At 41.8% G+C, this 6,374-nt stretch carries 5 protein-coding genes; 2 read left to right on the forward strand and 3 right to left on the reverse strand.

The features are described from left to right. Positions 1–249: 249 nt before the first annotated feature. The 3 genes from VB740_RS35225 to VB740_RS35235 form a co-directional block, all read right to left on the reverse strand. Positions 250–495 (reverse strand): DUF6737 family protein, encoded by a 246-nt coding sequence (locus VB740_RS35225; protein ID WP_323204447.1) that lies wholly within the window; start codon positions 493–495, stop codon positions 250–252. 398 nt (positions 496–893) lie between these two features. Next, positions 894–2,930 carry an NAD-dependent DNA ligase LigA gene (ligA, locus tag VB740_RS35230; RefSeq protein ID WP_323204448.1) on the reverse strand — a complete coding sequence of 679 codons (2,037 nt, stop codon included), beginning with the start codon at positions 2,928–2,930 and terminating at the stop codon, positions 894–896. Positions 2,931–3,016: 86 nt separating this feature from the next. Then, the gene (locus VB740_RS35235) at positions 3,017–4,081 is read right to left on the reverse strand and encodes a vWA domain-containing protein (protein ID WP_323204449.1); all 1,065 of its coding nucleotides are present in this window, start codon (positions 4,079–4,081) and stop codon (positions 3,017–3,019) included. Positions 4,082–4,140: 59 nt separating this feature from the next. Between VB740_RS35235 and VB740_RS35240 the strand changes: the two genes are divergently transcribed. Together VB740_RS35240 and VB740_RS35245 are read left to right on the forward strand one after the other, a co-directional pair. Then, the gene (locus VB740_RS35240) at positions 4,141–5,151 is read left to right on the forward strand and encodes a glycerophosphodiester phosphodiesterase (RefSeq protein ID WP_323204450.1); all 1,011 of its coding nucleotides are present in this window, start codon (positions 4,141–4,143) and stop codon (positions 5,149–5,151) included. Positions 5,152–5,227: 76 nt separating this feature from the next. After that, entirely contained in the window at positions 5,228–6,322 is a 1,095-nt protein-coding gene (locus VB740_RS35245) for a DUF3466 family protein (protein WP_323204451.1), read from the forward strand. The last annotated feature ends 52 nt before the right edge of the window (positions 6,323–6,374 follow it).

Consider the following 6,374-nt stretch of genomic DNA (forward strand, 5'->3'; position numbering starts at 1 on the left):
GATTCAGTGGACTCAAATCAGTGGCGGGATTCAAGCCCCCACTGATTTAATTGCGAATTGCGAATTCACAATTGCGAATTGGTTTGACCTACTTATCACCAGACAATCGCCAAGAATTCTGTGCACTCGTTATGACCAATTATATACGAGACTCTGATAGACAGAATTCATATCTGTCAGACGGGCAGAGAGAGATAGAATAATAGGTGATTTTGTAGCTGGAAGAAAGTAGCCAGTGAATTGGGTTATTTAGTTTTGTAGATTGTCACTTTTATACGACTCCAAAATCCCACTGCGAATCATTAGTTGTGGCCAAAACAACACAAAAAAGGCCATCCACGTCACTACAGGGATAGAGATGAGAACTGTTAGCCAGATGGTTTTAAATAGTAACCAGCTACCACCAATAAGTGTTACACCTGTGAGAATTATAGACCAGGGCTGACACCACCAAGGTTTGTAGTTCCAGGGGCTTACGGGCTTTTGTTCAGACATTGGTTTTATTTAGTAAAGCTCCAAATTTTTCTTTAACCATTTTTAGGGTAAATGATCTACTAGGGTTCCAGAGTCGAACACGTTGGCTTTGCCCCCCGCAGGCATCGCTATCAATATTATCAAGTTTTTGGTAGGGGCATTAAAGGAAGTGATCGCAGTTGAAAATATTATACGTTAAATACATAAGTTTACAGTACGATAAAATATAGTATTTTAGACTGCCGAACCCTCTGCACACTGCGGGATCTTCCTATAAAAAACTTTGGGCAACAGACTAGCTCCCTTTTTTAGGCTTGCTCTAATTTCCTCCTTAAAAAGAGGGTTAGGGAGGATCAAGGCTGAAGCCAAGCGTAACAAACGTTAACAATTAATGAGTGTGACGAGTTGTTAGATATACATCAATCCTCAAGCATTTTCAACAATTGCGCCTCGCTTAATTGCGTAATTCCCAAGGAAAGCGCTTTTTCTAATTTAGAACCTGCATCTTCTCCTACTACCAAATAATCTGTTTTTTTACTCACTGATTCAGTCACTTTTCCACCAGCTTTTTGAATTAAAGCCTTCGTTTCATCTCGCTTTAAGGTGGGCAATGTTCCCGTAATGACAAAAGTTTTACCTGCAAACTTTTGATTACAATCACCAACTATTTTTGTTTCCTCTGTAGCAGTTAATTGCAATCCTTCGGCTTGCAAGCGTTCTATCAACCTTTGGTTGGCATCAATGCGAAACCACTGGTACACAGATTGGGCAATTTCAGCACCGATACCGTAAATTCCTTCAATATCTGATTGCTTTGCTGTAGCTAACTGGTCTACAGTGAAATATTTCTGAGTCAACAATTGGGCATTCACGCTGCCAACGTGACGGATGCCTAAACCATATAATACCCTTGACCAAGGTTGGTTTTTTGATTGAGCGATCGCATCTACTAATTTCTCTGCCGACTTTTGCCCCATCCTTTCTAATGCACACAATTCCTCTGCTGTCAACTCATACAAATCGGCAACAGAATGCACCAAACCTTTATCAACGAGTTGATGCACCAGCTTTTCGCCCAAACCTTTAATATCCAAAGCATCACGACTTACCCAATGTTCAATGGAACCTTTGAGAATCGCTGCACAGGAAGCATTGACGCACCGAGTCACCGCCTCACCCGATTCTCGCACCACTGGTTGACTACAGACTGGGCAATGGGTGGGCATAACGAAGGGTTCAGTGTCAGCAGGACGGAGTTCTTTTAATACCCTCACCACTTCTGGAATAATTTCCCCGGCTTTGCGGACGATGACAGTATCGCCGATGCGAATATCTAATTGAGTAATGCGATCGCTATTATGTAAAGTAGCGCGAGAAACCGTTGTCCCCGCCAGTTGCACAGGGCGCATCTCGGCTAACGGCGTTAACGCCCCCGTTCGTCCGACATTTACAGCAATATTTTCCACACGCGTGGGTGCTTCTTCGGCTGGGTACTTCAAAGCGATCGCCCAGCGAGGGAATTTCTGCGTAAACCCTAGCTGTTCTTGAAGTTTAAAAGAATTCAGCTTTACTACTACCCCATCAGTCATGTAGGGTAAATTCAGCCGTTCCGTATCCCAGTATTCATAATATTTTGCCACTTCTGCGATCGAGGCGCAAAGTTTATGGTTCGGGTTCACTTGAAAACCCATCTTTTCTAACAACTCCAACGCTTCCCATTGGGTATTGGCAATACTGGTGTCATCTCTACCAGGAATATGTAACGTGTAGCCAAAGAAAGCTAACCGCCGTTTAGCGACAATGCGCGAGTCTAGCTGTCTGAGTGTACCTGCTGCGGCATTACGAGGATTGGCAAATAATTGCTCCCCTGCTTTTTGCCTTTCTTCATTAATTTGTTTAAATACTTCCAAAGGCAAAAACGCCTCGCCTCGCACTTCCACCCTTTCGAGAATTTCTAACCCTTCAAAATTCAAACGCAAGGGAATTGAGCGAATTGTCCGCACATTTTGGGTGATATCTTCACCCGTCGTCCCATCACCCCTAGTTGCACCCCTAACTAGAATGCCATTTTGATAGGTAAGAGCCAAAGCAGAACCATCAATTTTAAGTTCGCTGACATATTCTACCGAGTCTATTTTCGGTACTTGTCGCCGCCAACGCTGATCCCACCCTTGCAACTCATCGATATTAAATGCATTCTCCAGACTGTACAGGGGAATATTATGCCGCACCGAGGTAAACTGCGTTGCTGGCCTCTCACCCACGCGCTGAGTCGGGCTATCGGGTGCTATCAATTCTGGATATTGAATTTCCAGTTGTTGCAATTCTCGATATAACTGGTCATATACTGAATCCTCCATAATTGGAGTATCTAGAACGTAATAAGCAAAGCTTGCTTGTTGCAATAACTGGCGCAGTTCTTCTATACGTTTTACTTCAGGCTTAATCTGGGTCATTAGACTTATTACAAAATACCTAGCGAATAGAATAGCCTGCATGAGCAGGCTTTGTTTGGGTAGCTGCGACTTGTAGTCTTTAGGATTTAGCGATCCCAATCTTCGACTTCATATAAAAATCGAGTTTTGCCAATCAGTTTACGATTAGCAGAGGTACTTTGGACAAACACAACATACTTTTCTAGGTTACTCGGTTTAATACGAATCGTTGCATCCATCGGTAGACCTAACATTTCTCGTGCAGCACCTCCTTCAAATAAATCACCCGTTGCTCGATCCATTAAGATAATTTCTTTTTGAGCCTGGATAGTTTCTGTTTTTGTAAATTCGTAGAAACCCCGCCCAACTTTAAAACTCAAACCATTTTCCAATACAAACGCTTTAATGGAAATATCTTGTTCAACCTCTAAAATCTGAAAACGTCCCGGAGAAACTGCCCGTAAATCAGCCGATTCGTAATAGGATGTTGCTTCTCGGTTCATCATGGTGTTAAATATTTTATTTAACCCACGGCTCATCCGTCCTTGGTCAATTACTTCTTGTTCATAAGCTTGTAGCTGATCATTAGAAGATTGTTGGTAGCAAACTGCTAAAAACAAATCACTAATATAGGAAAACTGGTCTAAATTGATATGAAAACCGCCAGACTTTTCTGCAAGTTCTTGATAAAAAGGAGTGGCATGAGGGCGATTGAGTGCTTGAACTCCGTAAACTGTAATTTCTGCCTCAGCTAGTTTATCTAACTCTTTGCGCCAATTCAGTTTTTTAGGATTGTGTGCTGGAGGATGGGGAATATCATCGCCAATTAAAACCAGTGATTTTGTTGCTGACTTTGACCAAGATAAAGATTGGGATTCATGTAATACCAATTCGTAACATTCTGGTGCATCTCCGCCACCAGTAGGTTCGACATTTTGCACAAAATCACAAATAGCATCAACATCACCGGATATGTTAAATATTTTGGTGACATAAGTTGAGCCTTCGTCGCAATAGTCACCATGAGCAATAATCCCAATTTTAATTAAGGGAATTTCGTCTATCAGTCTGGTAACGGTATTTTTGATTTTTCGTCGTACTTGAGTAAGGCAAGGGTACATACTCCCAGTTGTATCAAAACTGAAAACAATCTCAATATTACTACTTGTCATCTGCTCACCTAAATTAATATTTAATTTTTAACTTACAAAATTACAAATGGCACGCAATTATGGTTAAAAATTTTACACGTAAGCCGCCAATTATTATTGCTCACCGAGGCGCTAGTGGCTATCGTCCAGAACATACTTTAGCTGCTTATGAATTGGCGATCGCACTAGGGGCCGATTATATTGAACCTGATTTAGTTTCTACCAAAGACGGTGTTTTAATTGCTCGTCACGAAAACGAAATTTCGGAAACTACTGACGTTGCTAACTATGCAGAATTTGCTCATCGGCAAACCACCAAAGTAATTGATGGAGAATCAAAAATAGGTTGGTTTACTGAAGATTTTACCTTGTCAGAACTGAAAACACTACGAGCCAAAGAGCGAATTGGGAAACTGCGATCGCAAAATACCGCTTATGATGGACTCTTTGAAATCCCCACGCTGCAAGAAATCATCGATTTAGTTAAGGCTAAAAGTGCCGAAATTAATCGTGCGATCGGTATTTACCCAGAAACTAAGCACCCGACTTACTTTAAATCTATTGGGTTAGCCCTAGAAGAACCTCTACTTACAACTTTGACAGCCAACGGTTATCAGGGCGCTAATGCACCTATTTTCATTCAGTCTTTTGAAGTGAGTAATTTACAAGATTTATCTACAAAGACAGATTTACCTCTGGTGCAATTGCTGAATAACAGTGGTAAACCTTATGATTTTATAGTTAGTGGCGATGAACGCACATATGCAGATTTAGTCACTGCATCAGGTTTAGAAGAAATTGCTAAATATGCACAGGCGGTTGGCGTTCATAAAAATTTAGTGGTTCCGAGAGACAGCAGTGGTAAATTGCGTAGACGCGGCCAGACATCGCCTACATCTTTAGTTATCGATGCTCATGCTGCTGGTTTGCTGGTTCATGTCTGGACTTTCCGCAACGAAGACTGCTTTTTGCCACTAGACTTTCAAGGAAATCCCCAAGGGGAATATGAACTATTTTTTAGCTTAGGTGTTGATGGCGTATTTAGCGACTACCCGGATACAGCAGGTTTCCACCGTACTGTTCAGTGGTAATTTGGTAGGGGAATAGAAATCACGGAAAAGTAAGATGCTTTTACTTAAGTGGAAATCCTGTATAACAGCAATAACCTTGACCGCAATCAGTCTTGCTGCATCCAAGTCGGCATTGGCAATATCTCTATACTCAGTTACTGACTTAGGCAGTCTTACAGGAGAAGCCTACAGTTACGCTACAGACATAAATGACTCAGGTGAGGTGGCCATTAATTCTTTGGAGAGTTCTTTTTTTTACAGCAATGGTTCACTTCAAGAAATTAGTCCGCTACCTGGTGATGATCAACTTGCAGTAACTGGTATCAATAACTTGGGGCAAGTAGTTGGTAATTCGGTTAGTAGTAATAACTTTACTGGAAATAACCCTTTTCTATACAGCAATGGCATCACCCAACCCCTCGCTATCCAAGATGCTATTCCTTATGCCATTAACGATCGCACCCAAATAGTAGGGGGAGCAAGCGAACTTGGGCCTTTTGTATACAGTGATGGTACAGCAACCAGCATAGGAACTCCTGGTACTGTTGCCTACAGTTTAAATAACTTAGGACAAGTAGTAGGCATTCTTAATTCAAACACAGCTTTTCTGTACGAAAACGGCCAAACTACTAATTTGGGAACTTTACCAAGTGACGAGTACAGTTCAGCACTGGATATTAATAACTTAGGACAAGTAGTTGGTACTTCGGGACTCACTGGAGTAGATGATGGTCGAGCTTTTCTGTACAATTCCAGTACAGGACTCCAAGACCTCGGTAGGTTACGTCCTACAGATTTGTTCAGTGTTGCTGTGGGGATTAATAATTTAGGTCAAGTAGTCGGGTTTTCTGGCAGTAACAATAACTTTTTTGCAGCAGATGGCAATGGTTTGCGAGCTTTTCTTTATAGCGATAATACTCTATACGACTTAAACGATCTGATTGCTCCTGGTTCAGACGCTGGCTTTACCTTGACAGCAGCATCTGCGATTAACAATAATGGGCAAATTGCTGGTCGTGGTGCAGTTAATGGTGAATTACGCGCCGTCCTCTTGACGCCAATCTCATCTGTTTCTGTCGCTGAACCAACTTCAGGCGTTCCTATTTTGTCGTTCGGTGCTGTTGTAACTTTATTTGCAGCACTCAAGCGCAAACGTCACTCTAGTAGTGCAGCCATACAACAAAGAAGTTAATAGACATCTCCAGAAATTAATTATGCGTTACCTGAAACCCTTGTAGAGACGT

The organism is Nostoc sp. UHCC 0251 (genome assembly GCF_034932245.1).
Classification (GTDB): domain Bacteria; phylum Cyanobacteriota; class Cyanobacteriia; order Cyanobacteriales; family Nostocaceae; genus Nostoc.